Genomic DNA, 17,298 nt, shown 5'->3' on the forward strand with positions numbered 1-17,298 from the left:
GAGTGTCTTCTATACAAAGAGGCAAGGTTTATATGTCGGATTTGGACACGGACATTGAGGCGCAGGCCGCCGATTGGGTCGTAAAGGCCATGGGCGGTGCCATAGGCGAAGCCGAAATCATCGCTTTGTCCGACTGGGTTGCGGCGTCGCCTCGTCATGCCGATGCGTATCGCGAGGCGCTCCTGCTGTGGGCAGACCTGGACACACCGGACGACCCCGTCACGCCCGCCGATCCCATCATGCCAATTGCGCCGGCAATCCGGCGTCGGCCGGTCGCTCGAAAGGCTTACCTGGCTTGGTTGGGCGGAGGTGCAACCCTGATGGCGGCTGTGCTGGCCGCGATCTTCGTCGTCACCCAGGCGCCAGCAACGACTTATGAAACCGCCAAGGGGCAGCGCAAGGAAGTGGTGCTAACGGACGGTACCCATCTCATGCTCAACACCGATACGCGCGTCGTTGCCCATATCGGCGAAACGCGCACCCTGACCCTGGAAAAGGGTGAAATCGCTTTGGGCGTCGTTCATGACGACGCCCATCCCTTCGTCGTCAAGAGCGGCGATGCACGGCTGACCGATATCGGCACGCAATTCAACGTATCGCGTTTGGATGGAGTGACCCGCGTTGACGTGCGTGAAGGTGAGGTTGAACTGATGTCACAAGGTCAGGCCCGCAACCTGAAGGCTGGCGACAGGGGCACGCATGATGAGGCGAGTGGCCAAAATCGCTTCGACAAGGCCGATCTGCAACAGGCCTTTGCGTGGCAATCAGCCCATGCTATCTACAGAAATCAGCCGCTGTCCGCGGTCGTCAAGGATCTGAACCGGTATTACGACAAGCCGATAATCGTTGATCCTGCTGCCGGACAGTTGAGGCTGAATATGATCGTGACCCTCGATTCGCAGACTGCGGTTGCCGGGCGCCTGGGGGAGTTCCTACCGCTCGAAGTTCGCGTTTCCAATGAAGCCATTTATCTCAGCCGTCGTAGTGATGCCGGCTCTGCTTCTGGCGACAGCGGCAGGGGCGGCTGAGCGCGTTTCAAATATAAATATAGCGGCCAAGCCCTTGCCGGCGGCCTTAGTTGAATTGGCTGCCATCCGGGGATTGTCCATTGGTGGCGTCGATCCCGTTGCCTGCTTTGCCAGGCCTCGGGCCCTGACAGGCAGACTTAACTCTTATCAGGCCTTGAAACGTCTGCTTAAGGACAGTGCCTGCGACGTAGAACCTATAGATACGGTGACCTATCGGCTGGTCGCCAGGGCAAAGCCAGTGACCCGATCGGTTTCGCCGCCGCGGCCGGCCCCGCCGAAGGGGGCGGCGGCTGAAGAGATCGCCGTCGTGATCGTTCGCCGCCAGCAAACCGCCGCCCGCACGCCGGCGGCTATCAATGTGGTGGCGCCGCCATTGTTGTCCGGCAACGATACGGACCTGTCTCTAATTGCCGCACACGTCCCAGGTATGGCCATCACCAATCTGGGGCCCGGCCGCGACAAGATTCTGTTGCGCGGCCTGTCCGACAGTGTGCTGACCGGGCGCACGCAATCGACGACGGGTTTGTATCTCGACGATGCGCCGATCACCTATAATGCACCCGATCCAGACCTATTGCTGGTCGACATGGCGCGTATCGAAGTGCTGAAAGGTCCGCAGGGCAATCTGTATGGACAGGGCGCCTTATCCGGCGTCGTTCGACTGGTGACGCAGAAGCCGCGTTTGAACCTGTTCGAAGGCGAGGCAGGCGCCGCTGTCGGATTTACCCAGCATGGCAAGGAGTCATGGCGCACCACCACCGTTGTCAATCTGCCGTTGATTGAGGACCAAGTCGCGATGCGGGTTGCCTTGTATGAAGAAAAGACTGGCGGGTTCATAAAGGGTGACGGCATTCCTCAGCCGGGCGCTTCGAGTGGGCCGCAGGCCATGGCTGACCCGTCAAGGCAGGCGACCAATACCACAGAACGCAGTGGTGGCCGGGTTATGCTGACCTGGCAGATGGCGCCGGATACGCGGCTTGACGCGACCGCAGTCTTGCAGAACCTCACCTCGTCCAACAGCCAGTACGTTATGGGGCAGCGCGGCCCTTATCGACGGCCGGTCTCGCTGACGGAGCCGCACAACAACCGGTTCAATAATCTGTCCCTGGGCCTGACCAGGGATATGGATATTGGGACGTTGAAGGTGACCTTTAACCAGCTCAGGCATAAGGTCCGCAGCGGCTACGATGCGCAGCCGGTAGGACGGTATGTCTCCATACCGAATTCCGGCATCCTTTATTTCGAAGAAGATCAGTTTTTTCGTATGTCGTCTCTCGATGCCAGTCTGGTGTCGCGCTCGGACCAGCGTTTTCGCTGGTTGGCGGGCGTGTTCGCCGCGCGCAGCGACGAAGTCTTCACACCGCATCTAATGGATTTTTACACCAAGCGCACCCTGTACAACGAAGTGCGAAAGGACCGGATCAGCGACGTGGCTCTGTTCGGTCGTCTAACCTATGACGTGACGCCGCGCTGGAGTCTGTCTGCGGGTTTGCGCATTCAGCGGTCGGATCATGAAACCGACAGCCGCATCAGCAATGTCCGTCTCATCAATTACCGGCCGCAAGGGCATATAGAAGACGGCATGTCGGCCGTCCCCGTGTCGCATGAACTGATGGTCAGCTACCAGGCGTCAGATCGGCTGCTTGTCTACGCCTTATCATCGAATGGTTTTCGCACAGGCGGCTTCAACACCACCACACTGATCGCGACGGCTGTCTCGCCCGCCTATCGCGGCGACAAGTTGAGCAATCGGGAAGCGGGGGTCAAATATCACACCGTCGACAATCGCTGGCGCGTCAATCTGTCAGTGTTCAAGGCAGACTGGGTGGATATTCAGAGTGACCAGTTACGTCCCACGGGCCTTCCCATCACGCTGAATATTGGCGATGGATCAAATATGGGCATGGAGTTGGATGCAGAATGGCGCGCTTCGCCCGTTCTAACCTTGCAATTGATTGGCCAATATAACGACCCAAGGCTCAATCGGGTCAATCCGTTGTTCCCCAGGCGCGTTGGCGGGGGTATGCCCTATATGTCGCGCGCCAGCGGCAGCCTGAACGCGCAATGGAGCCAAAGCCTGAAGGGACTGGTCCTGCGTCACAGCGCCATCCTGGCATATCGAGGGCGGTCTCCGCTCAACTATCCCATCGCCCAGACCACTTGGATGCGCGGTTACACCAATCTGGACCTGACGTCGTCTGCCGATATCGGCCGATATACCGTGTCGGCGCGCGTTACAAACGCCACGGGCGCGCAAAGCAACAGTTTTGCCTACGGTAATCCGTTTGCCGCCGGAAATCAGATAACGCCGCTGCGGCCTCGAACTCTGTGGCTGGCGGTTACGCGACACTTCTGAACCAAGGTCTGATCGGGGACAAACCGATGTAATACCAGCTCGGCGATGTGGGGCGTAAGCGGATTGCCGATGAGACCACCTGAGCCCCAAAGCCACATTGATTCCTGATGACCGAATATGGTCAAGTCGCGAAATTAACGATATTTTAGGGAGTCACGCCATGCAACGGCATCGTGCTGTAACGATCAGCGACAATGTCTTTCCTGCCATGACCTTGAGCATACATACCGGCGTGCTCAGGTGTCGGGACATACTCGATATCGATCTGCCCTCCGGCAAATCGACGGAGGCCCTGGTGGATCGCTTTGACGTGACGGGCCTCTATCTCATCATGAATGGAAAGCGCCTGGTATGCCGGCCGTGGCGCGGCGGAGACGGCCCCGTGACGCGCCTGCCGGGAACAAGCTCCAACTGGACGGTCGACAGGGTCGATGCGCATGAACCGGAAGTCGCCTGATCGGTTGTAGTCATTTGAAATCGCGAGACCGGACCAGAATGACAGGCGATTGTGCCGCGCGGCTGCCCGTCCGTTTCAGAGTACGCGGGTCGGGTCCGGGTTCGCCGTAACGGAAATCATCACCACGCAAGGGCGGTGATAAAAAGCCGTCGTCGCGGTCGCTGACGCTGTCGAGCTCTTCCGACAGGTCGGTCAGGCGGGTGGCAACCAGATGAACCACATCGCCTTCCTTCTGGATCTGACCGCTTACTGCCACCATCCGTGCGGTCAGAATAAGACTGCGCTGGGCTTCGTATAGTCTGCTCCAGATAACGATATTGGCGACCCCGCTTTCATCCTCGATGGTCATGAAGGTGACGTTCTTGGCCGTGCCGGGGCGTTGCCGGACCAGCACCATTCCGGCCACAATAGCGGTTGAACCGTTCTCAAGCGCCGTACCTGCCCGGCAGGTGAGCACGCCGCGTTCGTCCAGATCTCCGCGCAGGAAAGCGACCGGATGGCGGCGCAGTGACAGGCCGACATGGCCATAATCCTCCACGACCTCGCTGCCGGCGGTCATGGGCTTCAGACTGACGGCCGGCTCCGTGGACGGTGCGCCATCGAACAGGGGCAGGGGCGTGTCGCGCAAGCCCTTCAGCGCCCATAAGGCCTCGCGGCGCGGTTTGCCCAGTGCGGGCAGGAAGGCGTCAGCTTCGGCCAGCGGCACCAGGCTTGAGACGGGCAAGCCGCTGCGCCGCCATACGGCGTCCACATCGCCAAACGGGGTATGGGCGCGCGCCATGATCAATTGCGCCGCATCGACATTGGACAGGCCCTTGACGAGGCGCAGGCCCAACCGAACCGCGAACGCACCAGGCTCGCCGGTGGGTTCAAGCGTGCAGTCCCAGCGTGAACGGTTGACGCAGACCGGCCGCACCTCTACGCCGTGGTCGCGGGCATCCCGGACCAGCTGCGCGGGCGAATAAAATCCCATCGGCTGGGCATTGAGCAGGGCGCACAGAAAGACATCCGGGTGATGGCGCTTCATCCATGAGGAGGCGTAGGCGATCATGGCGAAGGAGATGGCGTGGCTTTCCGGAAAGCCGTAGGACCCGAAGCCTTCCAACTGCTTGATCAGGCGTTCGGCGAATGCCTGCGTATAGTTGCGTTCCAACATGCCTTTCAGCATCTTGTCACGAAAGTTTTTCACGCCGCCGGTGTTCTTGAAGGTTGCCAGGCTGCGCCGCACGTGGTCGGCTTCGTCGGCAGTGAAGCCGGCGCAGATGACCGCGACCTTCATGGCGTGTTCCTGGAACAGCGGTACGCCATAGGTCCGGCCCAGAATGTGCTTCACTTCGTCATTGGGGTAGTCAACCGGTTCCAACCCATGCTTACGACGCAGATAAGGGTGGACCATGTCGCCCTGGATCGGGCCGGGGCGCACAATGGCGACCTCGATGGCCAGGTCGTAGAATACACGCGGCCGCAGGCGGGGCAGCATCGACATCTGCGCCCGGCTTTCGATCTGGAAGACGCCGATCGTATCCGCCTTGCAGATCATGTCGTAGGTCGGTGTGTCATTCGCGGGAATGGCGGGCATGGACATGTCTATGCCCTTGTGGCGGCGAAGCAGATCGAAACACATCTGCATGCAGGTTAGCATACCGAGCGCCAGGCAATCGACCTTCATGAACTTCAACGCGTCAATATCGTCCTTGTCCCATTCGATGACTTGCCGGTCGACCATGGCGGCGGGTTCGATCGGCACCAGTTCGTCCAGCCGGTCGCGCGTCAGCACGAAGCCGCCGGGGTGCTGGGACAGGTGGCGCGGCACGCCTTCGAGCAGCCTGGCCAGTTCATGGGTTAGCCGGACGCGCCGGTCGACCGTGTTCAGGTTCAGGCCTTTCATGTTCTTTTCGTCGATCTTGCCGACCCAATGATTATATTCCCGCGACAGGGTTTTGATCAGGTCTTCAGGCAGACCCAGCGCCTTGCCGACATCGCGCAGGGCGCCGCGTGCGCGATAGCGGGTGACGACTGAAACCAGGGCCGCATGGTCGCGGCCATAGGTATCGAATACCCACTGCATCACGATCTCACGCCGGGCATGTTCGAAATCGACGTCGATATCGGGTGGTTCGTTGCGGTTTTTTGAAATGAATCGTTCGAACAACAGGTCGTATTTGGTGGGGTCCAGTTCAGTGATCCCCAGGACATAGCAGACCGAGCTGTTGGCCGCCGATCCGCGTCCCTGGCACAATATGCCCTGAGACCGGGCGTAATTCACAATGGCATGGACGGTGAGGAAGTAGTTGGCGTATCCCATCTCGGCGATGAGGCCGAGCTCATGGCGCAATTGCTTGATCACCTTGAAGGGCATGCCGAACGGATGCTGTTGCGGGTGCCGGTAACGCGCGATGGCGCCCATCCAGACGAATTTTTCCAATGTCTCCTGCGGTGTCAGATGGGCATGGGATTTTTCGTCGGGATATTGATACTGCAATTCCCCCAGATCGAATGTGCAGCGGTTCAGGATTTCACGGCTGCGGGCGATGGCGTCCGGATAGGAACTGAATAGCCGCGCCATCTCCTCAGGTGGTTTCAGGTAGCGGTCGGCATGACGTTCGCGGCGGAAGCCCAGAGTGTCGATGGTGCAGTTATGGCGGATGCAGGTCACGACATCCTGGAGCAGGCGCCGGTCGGGTATGTGGAACAGAACGTCATTGGTCGCCACGGTTGCCACGCCGGCCTCCATGGCCAACTGGGTCAGGTCGTGGAGGCGCAAGGCCTCATTGGGCCGCCGCCGCAGGGTCAGGGCCATATAGCCGCGGTCGCCGAAGATGGCGGCCAGGCGGCGCAGGCTTCGCGCGCACACCGCATCCGCCGCATCGGCCACAAGTACGGCGATCAGCCCGTCGCCGAAGGCTTCGACATCGTCCCAGTCCAGATCGCATTTTCCCTTGCCGGCCCGCCGCTTGCCGAGCGATAACAGGCGGCATAGCTGCGACCAGGCGGGCTTGTCCGTCGGGTAGACCAGAAGCGCGCTGCCGTCGCGCAGATCGAGCCGGCAACCGGCGATCAGACGCACGCCCGTTTCCTTTGCCGCCTGCCAGGCCTGAACGATACCGGCCACCGAGTTGCGGTCCACCACACCCAATGCGTCCAGGCCCAGAGCCTGCGCCTCTTTGAACAGTTCGATGCAACTGCTGGCGCCGCGCAAAAAGGAAAAGTGCGTCGTCACCTGGAGTTCGACATAGGGATGCGCCGGGAACGCGGTCATGCGAAAACGCCGTGCAGGAACCAGCCGCGCGTGCCGGTCCTGTGGTCTTCGCCGTCTCCGGACCGGAACAGCCAGTAGCGCGCTCCGGTTTCGATCTCGACACGGAAATAGTCGCGCACAGCATGGATTTCCGGATCGCGTTTCCACCATTCCCCGAAGATGCGTTCGGGGCCATCGGCGGCGATGACCTGATGCCGCGCGCCGCGCCAGGTGAAAGCCCGTGGCGGATAGTCGGGCAGAAGACCCAGGGTGGTTATCGGCTCCGGCCGGGCGAAGAGGCGAACAGGGCGCGGCCAGTGTCGGGGCCAGATGTCCGTTCGAGCGTCCTCAGCCTCCAGGGGAGACCGCCGATGCGCGCACCGTTCGGGTACGTCGCTTTCCGCAGGATACAGGCGATAAATGCGTTCGGCGCCTATGCGGTTGCTCAACGTATCGATCAGGCTGGACAGGCCCGCACCGGCAGTATCGCCTGGAGTATCGAGGGTGCTGCTCTGCGCGAGCGCCAGTGGCTCGGCGCCCGTGACGACCAGGCGCATGCGCTCGATGCCGAAACCGGGATCGACGGTTTCCAGTTGGTCGCACAGCAATCGCGTCAGCCGGCCGGCATCGCGTACCGGCCGGGCCATCCCGATGCGCACCGCCTCAATGCGGTTATCGACACGATGAAACATCAGGTCGAGTTGCGTTGCCCCGAGGTTTTTACTGTCCAGCCGGTCGCATATCTGCGCCGTAAGCTTGCCTGTATAGCGCGCCAGGGTTTCAGGCGCGCCTATGGGCTCGGCGAACACGCGCGTGACCTCCGTGATGTCGGGCAGATGTACGGGATCTATGGGTTCGTTCAGGCGGCCGAAAAGCTGGTCCAGTCGTCGCGCAATATCCGGCCCGAAGCGATGGACCAGGGGGGCGCGCGGTTGGGCCGCCAATTCTCCGATGCTCTGAAAACCGAGGAGGTTCAGGCTATGCACGGTGTCAGCCGGCAGGCGCAGGGCCGCGATGGGCAGGTCAGGCAGGCGTCTGTCCTCTTCGCCGGGTGTCGTGATGACCGACGAACCGGGGCTGAAGCGGGCCAGGGCGTGCGCGGCTCCCCAGGTGCCGGCCAGGGCGGCGCGTGCTTCGATGCCCTGTGCGGCCAGGGCCTGGATCAGCCCGTCCAGCAAGGCTGTTTCTCCGCCTTTCAGATGCGCTGCTCCGGTCACATCCATCACCAGACCGTCCGGCGGATCGACAGCCACAAGGGGGGAAAAGGTGCGCAGCGCCCATTGCGCCAGCCGCTCCAGCCCGTCGCGATCGGCCTGAGGGTCGGCATCGTGGATGGCCAGACCCGCCACCAGGGCCTGAGCCTTGGTGAGCGCCATGCCGGGATACAGGCCCGCCTGCCGTGCCGCGCGATCCACGGCGACGACCACACGACGTCGGCCGTCGGTTCCTTTCAGGATAAGCGGCGCCTCAGGAGGCGGTGCGCAACTGTGCATCTGGCGCCTGAGCCGGTCGGTGGACCAGCGGGGCAGCCAGAGCGAGACAAGTCTTGCCATCGCACGCCTCCACATCGAATTCGGCGCTATGGCCGCCCTTGCATCGCAGCAGTTCCAGATGCCAGCGCGCCCGTCCAATGCCGGCGACCGGCAAGGGCGCGGACGGGGTGGCCGAAATACGCCAACGGGTGGTCGCCGCCGTCGGCTGGCCATAATCGGCCGTGCCTTTTTCCTGCTTCCAGCGGCGCACAATGAGGCCCAGGGTGCCGAACGCTTCCGCCGCCAGTTGCAGCCGCCGAGACACCATCATCGACAGTTTCGCCACTTCGCCCACAACGGCTGTGACGCCGCCGTGGCGTAAACCTTCCTCGCAACAGGCCAGAACCGATTTTTCATCGCGGGCCTCGACATAGATCACCCGGTCCGGTGTCAGCCCGACCTGGGCCAGGCCCGGGGCGAACAGGTCGGGTTGGGTCACGCACCACAGGACCTGACCGCGTGTTCGCGCGGCTATGCCCGCGGCAAACAGGGCGGCGGCCGCCGCATCGACAACGCCGCCATCCCTCCCAGCGATTTCATGAACGGCGCCCAGAGCCAGGCCGCCACCCGGCAGGTGACGATCTATGGCGTCAATGCCGAACGGCAGGGCACCGGAAGCATGCAGGCTGCCGTCCAGCTTGGCGATATGCTGGCGCAGGTGTGCAAGGTCGCTGGCAACAGGCTTTGACATGGAACAATATCCTCACCGAGTTCTTCGGCACGTTGTTCACTTTTTGTTCTCGTATGGTGAAAGAGTCAAGACGTTTGTTAACGTCTCGACTCTTTGGCCTAGGGGGGGCTAGTTTAGGCCGCCGCCGAGCGCCGCATAGAGATTGATCAGGTTCAAGGTGCGAACCAGGCGGATGCTGATCAATTGCTGCTGCGCGCCGTAGAGGGTGCGTTCGGAATCGGTCAGGGTCAGCCGGGAATCGACGCCGCGATCGAAACGCGCCTGGGCCAGGGTGTTGCTGTCCGTCGCCGCTTCGACGACCCGTGTCTGGGCCGTCAGGCGATCGTCGATGGTGGCGCGGGTGGCCAGTTGATCGGCCACATCGCGGAAGGCAGACTGTATCGCGCCTTCATATTGGGCCACGGCGATGTCGCGGCTGGTCTTGCTGGCCGACAGATTGGCGGCATTGGCGCCACCGGCGAAAATCGGCACGGAAATGGCCGGCGCGAACGTCCAGGTATCGATCCCGTCGAACAGCTTGCCCAGGTCGGTGGATGCCTTGCCGGCACTGGCAGTAAGCGAAATGCTGGGGAAGAACGCCGCACGGGCCGCGCCGATATTGGCATTTGCCGACTTGAGACCGTATTCCGCTGCCATCACGTCCGGCCGCTTGAGCAAAATGTCCGAAGGCACGCCTACCGGCAGATTGGCCAGCACGGCATTGTCCGGGAAGGTGTCGGGCAGAAGGTCGGGCGTCACCTCCGCACCGACGAGCAGGCGCAGGGCGTTCCTGTCCTGCTGTACGGTGGCGGTGAGGCTGGCCACATCGGCGCGCGCCTGTTCGGTCAGCACCTGGGTCTGGCGAAGAATCATCTGATCTGTCGCGCCGACATCGAAGCGCTTTTGCGTCAGGTTCAGGCTTTCTTCGCGCAGGCGCAGGGTTTGCTGCGACAGGCGCAACTGCTCCTGATCGGCGGCCAGGTTGAGCCAGGCCGATGCAACGGCGGAAATCAGGCTGATCTGTGCCGCCTTGCGATTTTCGGCCACGGCGAAATAGCTTTGCAGGGCGGCCTGGTTTAGGGACCGCACGCGACCGAACAGGTCGACTTCCCATGAAGCGCCGACGGAAGCCGTATAGACCTCGGTCGTTCCCACCGGTGTGCCGGTGGCGTCAACGGCTCCAGTATTGCCGCGGCTGCCAGCCACGGTGGCGTTGACGGCCGGAAACAGGCCAGCCCGCTGAATGCGGTATTGCGACCGTGCCTTGTCGACGTTCAGGATCGCAACCCGCAGGTCGCGGTTGTTGGTCAGGGCCTGATCGATGACGCCTTGCAGGCGCGGATCGAGAAAGACCTGACGCCAGGGGAGGGTGTCGGCCGATGCACCGGTGGCGGTGACCGCCGTGGGGAACTGGCTTGGCACGGGCAGAGCACCGCGTTCATAACGAGGCGACATCGTGCATGCGCTCAGAACGATCGCGCTGGCGGCGCCGAGCAGGGTGATTTTGACGAATGCGGTCATCTTAGTGTCCCTTGCTGTCGGTGTCTGGCTTGTCGAGCATGGCCATGGCTTCGCGCTCGAGCGCCATTTTCTTCAGATGCTTTTCGTCGGCCTTGAAGATCTTTTCGACGATGACGAAGAAGAGCGGGATGAAGAAGATGGCCAGCAGGGTCGCCGACAAGATACCGCCGACAAGGCCGGTGCCGATGGCGTTCTGGCTACCCGATCCCGCGCCATTGGCGAAGAACAGCGGCAGGATGCCGAAGGTGAAGGCAAGCGACGTCATGATGATCGGACGCAGGCGGACACGGACGGCTTCGAGGGTAGCATCGATCAGGTTCATGCCGTTTTCGTGGTTATGCTTGGCAAATTCCACGATCAGGATGGCGTTCTTCGAACTCAGGCCGATGATGGTCAAAAGCGCAACCTGGAGGTAGATGTCGTTGGACAGTCCGCGCAGCATGGTGGCGGCAAGCGCGCCGAGGACACCGAGGGGGATGACCATGACGATGGCGATGGGGATCGACCAGCTTTCATAAAGCGCCGCCAGAAGAATGAAAACGACGAAGATCGACAGGGCGTACAGCATCGGGGCTTCTGCGCCGGACTGCTTTTCCTGGAGCGACAGGCCGGTCCATTCATAGGAGATGCCAGGCGGCAGGGAGGCGATGATCTTTTCCATTTCAGCCATGGCCTGACCCGAGGACTTGCCCGGTGCGGCCATGCCTTGGAGGTTCATGGACGGAGAGCCGTTGTAGCGTTCCAGACGCGGTGAGCCGAATTCCCAGTGCGAGGTGGCGAAGGCTGTGAACGGCACCATCTGGCCCTTGTCGTTGCGGACATACCACTGGTTCAGGTCTTCAGGCTTCATACGGAAGGGCGCATCGGCCTGGATATAAACCTTCTTGACCCGGTTGCGGTCGATGAAGTCGTTGACATAGGCACCGCCCATGGCCGTCGACAGGGTAGCGTTGATGTCGGCCAGGCTGACGCCCATGGCGCCGGCTGCGGTCTGATCGATCTCGATCTTGAGCTCAGGCGTGTCTTCCATGCCGTTCGGACGCACAGCCATCAGGCTGGGGTTTTGCGCGGCCATGCCGAGCACCTGGTTACGGGCATTAAGCAAGGCTGCGTGACCGAGACCGCCGACGTCCTTGAGCTGGAGGTCGAAACCGGACGAATTGCCCAGTTCGGTCACCGCCGGTGGCACGATGGCGAAAGCCATGGCGTCGCGGAACTGGCTGAAGGCGCCCATGGCCCGTCCGGCGACCGCAGAGGCTTTTTCGTCGGCCTTTTTCCGATCATGGAAATCCTTGAGCCGGACGAAGGCCATGCCTGCGTTCTGACCGGGGCCCGAGAAGGAGAAGCCCGAGACGGTGAAGGCCGATTCGACGGCGGGGTCCTTCTGGAAGTGCTTCTGGACCTGATCGAGGACGCCGAGTGTGCGTTCTTCAGTGGCGCCCGGTGGCAACTGGACGATGGTGAACAGGATGCCCTGGTCTTCGTCCGGCAGGAAGGAGGTGGGGATGCGAGTGAACAGCAGCACCATCAGGCCGACGATCACGGCAAAGACGGCCATGTAACGCGCCGACTGGCCCAAGATCTTGCGCACGGCGTTGCGATAGCCGTTGGCGGCGCGGTCGAAGTTGCGGTTAAACCAACCGAAGAAGCCCTTCTTTTGGGTGTGTTCCGCATCCGATGGCCGAAGGAGGGTGGCGCACAGGGCTGGCGTCAGGACAAGTGCCACGACGACCGACAGAGCCATGGCCGAAACCAGGGTGATGGAGAACTGGCGATAGATCACGCCTTGCGAGCCGCCGAAGAAGGCCATCGGAATGAACACGGCCGATAGAACCAGCGCGATACCGATCAGGGCGCCGGTGATTTCGTCCATCGATTTGATGGTGGCGACGAGCGGCGGCAGCTTTTCCTCGTGCATCACGCGTTCGACGTTTTCGACAACGACGATGGCGTCGTCAACGAGCAGGCCGATAGCGAGCACAAGACCGAAGAGGGTCAGGGTGTTGATAGAATAGCCAAAGGCGGCGAGCACCGCGAAGGTGCCAAGCAGGACCACCGGCACGGCGATGGTCGGGATGATGGTGGCGCGCCAGTTCTGCAGGAAGAGGAACATGACGACGAAGACCAGAACGACGGCTTCGATCAGCGTCTTGACGACCTCATGGATCGACAGCTGGATGAAGGGCGTCGTGTCGAACGGCACCACGTAATGATAGCCCTTCGGGAAGTTCTTCTGCAACTGCTCCATTTTGGCCTTGACCGCCTTGGCGGTGTCGAGCGCATTGGCGCCGGTAGCCAGACTGATGGCCACACCCGTAGCCGGACGGCCGTTAAACTTGGCTGAACCGGCGTATTGCTGGGCGCCCAGTTCAATACGAGCCACATCCTGCAGGTGAACGGTCGCGCCGCCGGCGGAATCCTTCACAATGATCTTGCGGAACTGATCGATATTGGTCAGGCGCGACTGGGCGGTGATGGTGGCGTTGAGCGCGGTGCCCTTGACGGCCGGCAAGCCACCGAGCTGGCCGGCAGAGACTTGCGTGTTCTGGGCCCGTATCGCGGCGATGACATCGGTCGGCGTCAGGCTGTAGCTGTTCAGTTTCGACGGATCGAGCCAGATGCGCATGGCGTACTGCGCGCCGAAGTCCTGAATTGTGCCGACGCCATCGACGCGGCTGATCTGGTCGACCAGGGTCGAAGACATGTAGTCGCCAAGATCCTGGTCGGTGACGGTATTGTCATCCGAATACAGGCCGATGACCATGAGGAAGCCGCTGCTCGCCTTGGTCACGGTCAGTCCCTGCTGCTGCACTTCCTGAGGCAGGAGCGGGGTGGCCGACTGAAGCTTATTCTGCACCTGAACCTGGGCGATATCGGGATTCGTTCCCGCCTTGAAGGTCAGGGTGACACTGGCCGCGCCGCTCGAATCCGAGGTCGAGTTCATGTAGAGCAGGCCGTCAATGCCCTTCATCTGCTGTTCGACGATCTGGGTGACCGAGTCTTCGACCGTCTTGGCCGAAGCGCCGGGGTAGAAGGCGTTGACCGAGACCTGGGGCAGGGCGATCTGAGGATATTGGGCGATCGGCAGATTGGCGATGGACAATAGCCCCGCCATCATGATGACGATGGCCACCACCCATGCAAAAATGGGCCGATGAATGAAGAAACGCGAGATCATGGCAGTGTCCTTGCGGAACAGGTTTCAGATCGCACCCGGTTGGGCGCATTGGGACCGGAGTCCGTGATTATTTTTCAGCGGCGCCGATGACGGTGGCCTTGACGGGGGCATCGGGGCGAACCTTTTGCAATCCTTCGACAATGACGCGGTCGCCGGGCTGAAGGCCCTCGGTCACAAGCCATTTATCGCCGACGGTCTGGGCGGTCTTGATGGGACGCGGCGCGACCTTGCCCTGCGGGGTTACGGTCATGACCAGGGCATTGCCCTTCGGATCGCGGGTCACGGCGGGCTGAGGCACGAGGATGCCGTTACTGACCATGCCGGAGACAATGCGGGCCTTGGCGTACATGCCGGGCAGCAGCGTGCCGTTCGGATTTGGGAACACGGCGCGAAGCGTGACCGTGCCCGTAGATTCATCCACTGACACGTCGGAGAATTGCAGCTTGCCCTTGACCGGATAGACGCTGCCGTCTTCCAGGATCAGCTCGACATCCGCTGTCGCGGCTTCGCCTATCTTCCCGGAGCTGGTCGCCTGTTTCAAAGCCATAAGCTCGTTCACCGACTGGTTGATGTCGAGATAGATCTGGTCGATGTTCTGGATGCGAGCCAGCTCGGTGGGCTGGGACGCGGTCACCAGCGCGCCGGGCGTTACGGACGACTTGCCGATACGGCCGGAAATTGGCGCGATGACCTTGGTGTAGTTGAGATTAATGCTGGCCGTCTGCTGGGCGGCGTTGGCCGATGCGACCGCCGCTTCGGCCTGTGCCAGAGCGGCCTGCGCGTCGTCATTATCCTGCTTTGACACGGCATTGATCTTGACTAGCTCGGCGTAGCGCTCCGCTTTCAGGCGCGCCGTGGTCAGACCGGCCTTGGCCTGGGCCACCGCGGCCTGCGCACTGGCATATTGGGCCTGGAAAGGCGCCGGGTCGATCTGGTACAGGGATTGGCCTTGCTTGACGTAGCTGCCTTCGGTGAACAGGCGCGACTTGATGATACCGCCGACCTGCGGGCGTACGTCTGAGACCAGATAGGCGGAGGTCCGGCCGGATAAGACAGTTGTCAAATTGACGGGTGTCGAAGCGACGACCACGATACCGACATCGGTCGGTCCGCCCATGGGCTGCCCTTCCGGCTTCTTGCCGCAGGCAGTGACGCCGATGGCGGCGGCCATGAGGACGGCCACGGGCAAGGCGCCGCGCGTCAGGAGTAAGGGGGACGATTTCATTACGGAGGTCTCCGGGTCTGGCGGGCTTTGAATTGCGGTGCAGCAGGTACGCGGAACTTTTTGCACTGCATCCTAACAAATAAGCGTCAGCATGGCTGCTCAAACAAATGTGAATGAACGATCATTCTCATTTAGCTGGCATTAGGCGTCTTTTTGTTGTATGTCAACCGTACTGCCACATTAAAAATCGTTTAGAACCTTGTGTGGCAAGGAAATGCTTAACGAATGAATAACCCAGTTACCCTGAAAAAGCCGGGATCAAAACCTCGCCAGAGCCGTGAAGCGCGGCAACAACATATTCTGGATGCGACGTTGCGCTGTGTCCGGCGTTCCGGTTTCCACGGCGCTAGTATGTCCCATATTGCGGCAGAGGCGAAGATGAGTGTCGGCGTCATCTATCGCTATTTCGCCAACAAGGAGGCGATTATCGAGGCCATCGTCGCCAACGACCTGGCCGAGATGCGGGCGAAGTTCGCCGAATGGGAGACCTTGCCCGATGACGCCCTGCTTGACACCTTGCTGGATACGCTGGAGATGGCCGTAGAGCACAAATATACCGTTGATAACGCTGCCCTGGCCCTGGAAGTACTGGCTGAAGCTGCGCGTAATCCCAGGGTTGCCGCGATTGTCGAAAATGCCGACACCCAGGAACGTGAGTTGGGGCGCAGCCTATGCCGCCGACTGATGCCCGGTGGCGATGCGGTACAGATGGCCGCGCGCGGGGAGATTATAGGCATGATCTTTGACGGCATGATGATCCGCGCTGTATCCAATCCGGCTATAGACCGTAAGGCGCTCCTGGCCGACCTGCGTAATGTGATGCGGGTGCTGTTCACCCTGCCTGCTGAACCACAGGCCGTCTGACTACAGGCCCTTTGAATCACAGGATTAACGGCGCAATCCTGTTAAAATGAAACAAATAAAAAAGACCGCGACATCGGCAGATGTCGCGGTCTTTTTTATTTGGACGTCTGGTGTCAGAGCCTACCCTGAGCCCACCCCAGAGCTTACATCGGCGCCATGCCTGGCATCATGTTGTGATTGAGGTGGAACATCACCCAGATCGAACCAATAACCAGTATGCCAACGATGATGAGGGTGAAGACAAACGCGGCATTGTTCCATACCTGACTGGACGATGCGTTCATGTGCAGGAAGAAATAGAGGTGGACCAGAATCTGGACGATGCCCAGAACCAGGATCACCGGCACCAGAGACGATGACGGCAGGATATGCATCATGGTCAGAGCGAACGGGATGCCCGTCAGGATGACAGACAGGATAAAGCCGATCAGGTAGGATTTGACGGTACCGTGACCGGCGCCGTCGTCATGGTGTTCGTGGTGCGCCAGTTCCGACTTCGACTGATCGATGTCGACGGGCTTTGTGTGCGGGGTCTTGGCCTTTTTAGGCTTTGCGACGTGGGGGGTGCTCATCAGGCGGCTCCCATCAGATAAACGATACTGAAAACGCCGATCCAGATGATGTCCAGGAAGTGCCAGAACAGGCTGAGTTCCATCATGCGGATACGGTTTGCGGGGGTGAGGCCGCGGCGGATAAGGTGGCCGAACATGGCGCCCATCCAGATCAGGCCGGACGTGACGTGAATGCCGTGGGTCCCGACCAGGGTGAAGAAGGCCGACAGGAAGGCCGATCGGTTGGGCCCTGCGCCTTCGTGGATCAGTTTCATGAACTCATGGATTTCCATGCCCATGAAGCCGAGGCCCAGCAGGCCTGTTACGGCCAGCCAGCCGATGACGGCCTTAAGTTTGCCGGCGTCCATGCTGATCATGGACAGGCCGAAGGTCAGCGAGGACAGAAGCAGCAGGGCCGTTTCGATCGCGACATAGCTGAGGTCGAACAATTCGCGGCCGTTCGGACCGCCGGCGATGTTGTCCTTCAGCACGGCATAGGTCGCGAAGATCGACGCGAACAGGATGCAGTCGCTCATCAGGTAGATCCAGAACCCGAGGGTGACCTTGGGGCCTTCGTCGTGATGATCGCCGGCGTGGTGGGTGTCGTTCGGGTTATGGTCGTAAGCCGAATCGATCTGGTTGTTGTGAGCCTCTACAGGGTTGGAGGGTTTGCTCATC

General features: G+C 61.1%; 12 protein-coding genes. 4 read left to right on the forward strand and 8 right to left on the reverse strand.

Features of this window, described 5'->3' with window-relative positions; genetic code table 11:
• Positions 1-32 precede the first annotated feature (32 nt).
• The 3 genes from AEAC466_RS30185 to AEAC466_RS30195 all read left to right on the forward strand — a co-directional run bounded on the left by AEAC466_RS30185 (position 33) and on the right by AEAC466_RS30195 (position 3,841).
• On the forward strand, positions 33-1,028 hold the full coding sequence (locus tag AEAC466_RS30185; protein WP_023457531.1) for a FecR family protein: 996 nt from the start codon (positions 33-35) through the stop codon (positions 1,026-1,028).
• Positions 958-3,384, forward strand: coding sequence for a TonB-dependent receptor (locus AEAC466_RS30190; RefSeq protein ID WP_081714576.1), 2,427 nt, complete (start codon positions 958-960; stop codon positions 3,382-3,384). Before AEAC466_RS30185 ends, AEAC466_RS30190 begins: the two co-directional genes overlap by 71 nt.
• A gap of 160 nt (positions 3,385-3,544) precedes the next feature.
• Entirely contained in the window at positions 3,545-3,841 is a 297-nt protein-coding gene (locus AEAC466_RS30195; RefSeq protein ID WP_023457533.1) for a hypothetical protein, read from the forward strand.
• Between the two features lie 10 nt (positions 3,842-3,851).
• Here the strand turns inward: AEAC466_RS30195 and AEAC466_RS30200 are convergent, their stop codons facing one another.
• The 6 genes from AEAC466_RS30200 to AEAC466_RS30225 all read right to left on the reverse strand — a co-directional run bounded on the left by AEAC466_RS30200 (position 3,852) and on the right by AEAC466_RS30225 (position 15,205).
• Positions 3,852-7,100, reverse strand: a complete 3,249-nt coding sequence (locus AEAC466_RS30200; protein WP_023457534.1) for an error-prone DNA polymerase — start codon at positions 7,098-7,100, stop codon at positions 3,852-3,854.
• Positions 7,097-8,632, reverse strand: coding sequence for a DUF6504 family protein (locus AEAC466_RS30205; RefSeq protein WP_031238467.1), 1,536 nt, complete (start codon positions 8,630-8,632; stop codon positions 7,097-7,099). Before AEAC466_RS30205 ends, AEAC466_RS30200 begins: the two co-directional genes overlap by 4 nt.
• Positions 8,547-9,302: an ImuA family protein gene (locus AEAC466_RS30210; RefSeq protein ID WP_023457536.1), complete on the reverse strand. Its 756-nt coding sequence runs from the start codon at positions 9,300-9,302 to the stop codon at positions 8,547-8,549. Before AEAC466_RS30210 ends, AEAC466_RS30205 begins: the two co-directional genes overlap by 86 nt.
• A gap of 108 nt (positions 9,303-9,410) precedes the next feature.
• Positions 9,411-10,802 (reverse strand): efflux transporter outer membrane subunit, encoded by a 1,392-nt coding sequence (locus AEAC466_RS30215; RefSeq protein WP_023457537.1) that lies wholly within the window; start codon positions 10,800-10,802, stop codon positions 9,411-9,413.
• 1 nt (position 10,803) lies between these two features.
• Positions 10,804-13,980 (reverse strand): efflux RND transporter permease subunit, encoded by a 3,177-nt coding sequence (locus tag AEAC466_RS30220; RefSeq protein ID WP_023457538.1) that lies wholly within the window; start codon positions 13,978-13,980, stop codon positions 10,804-10,806.
• A gap of 67 nt (positions 13,981-14,047) precedes the next feature.
• Entirely contained in the window at positions 14,048-15,205 is a 1,158-nt protein-coding gene (locus AEAC466_RS30225) for an efflux RND transporter periplasmic adaptor subunit (RefSeq protein WP_023457539.1), read from the reverse strand.
• A gap of 225 nt (positions 15,206-15,430) precedes the next feature.
• Here AEAC466_RS30225 and AEAC466_RS0122265 point away from each other — a divergent pair, with 225 nt between their 5' ends.
• On the forward strand, positions 15,431-16,069 hold the full coding sequence (locus AEAC466_RS0122265; protein ID WP_031238468.1) for a TetR/AcrR family transcriptional regulator: 639 nt from the start codon (positions 15,431-15,433) through the stop codon (positions 16,067-16,069).
• A 143-nt stretch (positions 16,070-16,212) separates the two neighbouring features.
• Here the strand turns inward: AEAC466_RS0122265 and cyoD are convergent, their stop codons facing one another.
• On the reverse strand, positions 16,213-16,641 hold the full coding sequence (gene cyoD / locus AEAC466_RS30230) for a cytochrome o ubiquinol oxidase subunit IV (RefSeq protein WP_023457541.1): 429 nt from the start codon (positions 16,639-16,641) through the stop codon (positions 16,213-16,215).
• Positions 16,641-17,297 carry a cytochrome o ubiquinol oxidase subunit III gene (gene cyoC / locus AEAC466_RS30235; RefSeq protein ID WP_023457542.1) on the reverse strand — a complete coding sequence of 219 codons (657 nt, stop codon included), beginning with the start codon at positions 17,295-17,297 and terminating at the stop codon, positions 16,641-16,643. Before cyoC ends, cyoD begins: the two co-directional genes overlap by 1 nt.
• Between the last annotated feature and the right edge of the window lies 1 nt (position 17,298).

It is taken from the genome of Asticcacaulis sp. AC466 (genome assembly GCF_000495815.1).
GTDB lineage: Bacteria > Pseudomonadota > Alphaproteobacteria > Caulobacterales > Caulobacteraceae > Asticcacaulis.